Annotated in this window: 1 protein-coding gene; it reads right to left on the reverse strand. The window is 38.2% G+C overall.

All coding sequences use genetic code 11. The features are described from left to right. Positions 1-203 precede the first annotated feature (203 nt). A complete protein-coding gene (locus G322_RS0118940; RefSeq protein ID WP_028866752.1) occupies positions 204-1748 on the reverse strand; it encodes a methyl-accepting chemotaxis protein in 1545 nt (514 codons plus the stop codon). Positions 1749-2100: the final 352 nt, after the last annotated feature.

Below are 2100 nucleotides of genomic sequence, written 5' to 3' on the forward strand. Positions count from 1 at the left end.
GGTTGAGGGGCTGTTAAGTTGACAATACCGGATAACGATAACCTGCATAGATATTTGAATTTTTCATCAGCAGATTATCGCACAATTGGTTGAGGTGTTGTTAAGTTGACAGTATCAGTGAACGGCATTAACCATTTGGTAGCCTTTAAGATATTCGTAGTGCGGGTGTTATGTAAAATGTAGAAACAACCAGTTTGAGCGAGTTAGACAAACTGTGTTACTAAAGCTTGCTGCTCTTCGATCTTATCTAACAATTCACTCGATAGGTCAACGGATTGTTGACCGTGCACCTCGGTGGTTGTCGCCATATCTGAAATGGCCACTATGTTGCGATTAATCTCTTCACTAACTAACGACTGCTCTTCTATCGCAGTGGCTATCTGTGTATTAAGATTCGCTAATTCACTAACTTCGGAAATAATTTTAGCCAATGATTCGCCAGTTTTTTCAGAAAGTAGCACACAGTTATGAGAAAGCTCAGAGCCTTTTTCCATTGCGCTATTCGCAAAATTAGACTCAGTCTGTAATTGTGCTAACAATTTGTTAATTTCAGTTGTCGATTGCTGAGTGCGCATCGCCAGTGCACGAACTTCATCTGCGACAACGGCAAAACCACGGCCTTGTTCACCTGCTCGCGCAGCCTCAATGGCCGCATTTAATGCTAATAAATTGGTTTGGTCGGCAATGCTACTTATTTCGTTAAGTACTGTTTCAATTGATTTACTTGCGTTTACTAATCGTGAAATCGCTTGTTCCACTTCGCTTAACTGCCCTGCTAAATCATTGTTGGCTACAATAGTTTCTTGGACAATTTGTTGTCCTTGATTGCTAATTTCCAATCCCTGCTGCGATGCTTGTGCAGCTTTGCCAATCACCTGAGCAAGGTCTTGCACTGTACACGACATTTCATTCATCGCCGTTGCAACCTGCTCGGTTTCGTTGTTTTGATGCGCTAAAATAGTCGATACGCTGATACCACATTCAGAAGATTTTTTGGCAGTTTCTGTAAGTTTATCAGAAACGTCACAGACTCTGCCAACTACGGCTTTGAGTTCTGCTTCACGCATTTTTAATGCTAGGGTTATTGCACTGATAGCATTGTTATTTCCGGAATAGATAAAACTCATTAGAGGGTTGTCAAAAACGGATTTTGCTTCCTTTATTAACTTTTTGAATTTTAAGCGCCAGTTAAAAAATAAAGCAGTAAATAGAGCGGAAATGACAACCATAGGCAAACTAAGTATCAGATTGATATCGCTAAAAGTGGCCACCAGTACAGAGAACACGAATGAACAGATAAAAAACAGCTGAAACCAAAAGGTCAGATCTATGCTAAATCTTAACTGTAAAGGGGGTTTACCTTCCTTGATTTCTTTATAGACTCGCTCTGCGCGATCAACAACATCACGATCCGGCAGTGTTCGAACAGACTGATACTCAAAGACCTTGCCATGGTTATCTTTTATAGGTGTCACAAAGGCATTGACCCAGTAATAATCTCCATTTTTACAGCTGTTTTTTACCGGGCCCATCCAAGAGTGACCAGATTGAGTAAATTTCCATAAGTCTTCAAATGCAGCTTTGGGCATATCCGGGTGACGCACCATATTATGCGGATTACCCAGCAGTTCCGTTGATGAATACCCTGAGATATCACAGAATTTTTTATTTGCATACTTTATGTTGCTATCTAAGTCAGTGGTTGATAGCAATATTTCATCTTTTTTAAACAGTATTTCTTTGCTCATTAATTAATTCTCATACGTAGACAAATTGAGGCTAAACTTTTTTATTTAAAAGACATACCTTGCATCAAAAGTGAATTATATATAAATCACGTATTAATGATAGTGAAGTTGTATACAACTTATTTTAAGTGGTTACACAGACAATCATCAAAATCTACATGCGGGAAATACCTATTATTTTAAGTAGTGATTTTTTCTAATGTAAATAACGGTTTCATTATTAAATCAACACAAAACACTTAAAACCAATCGTCAGTTAATCGATATTAATCTTACAAGTAGCAAGGGTATTGTCAACTTAACAGCCCCTCAACCAATTGTGCGATAATCTGCTGATGAAAAATTCAAATAT

The sequence above is a fragment of the Psychromonas hadalis ATCC BAA-638 genome, assembly GCF_000420245.1.
Classification (GTDB): domain Bacteria; phylum Pseudomonadota; class Gammaproteobacteria; order Enterobacterales; family Psychromonadaceae; genus Psychromonas; species Psychromonas hadalis.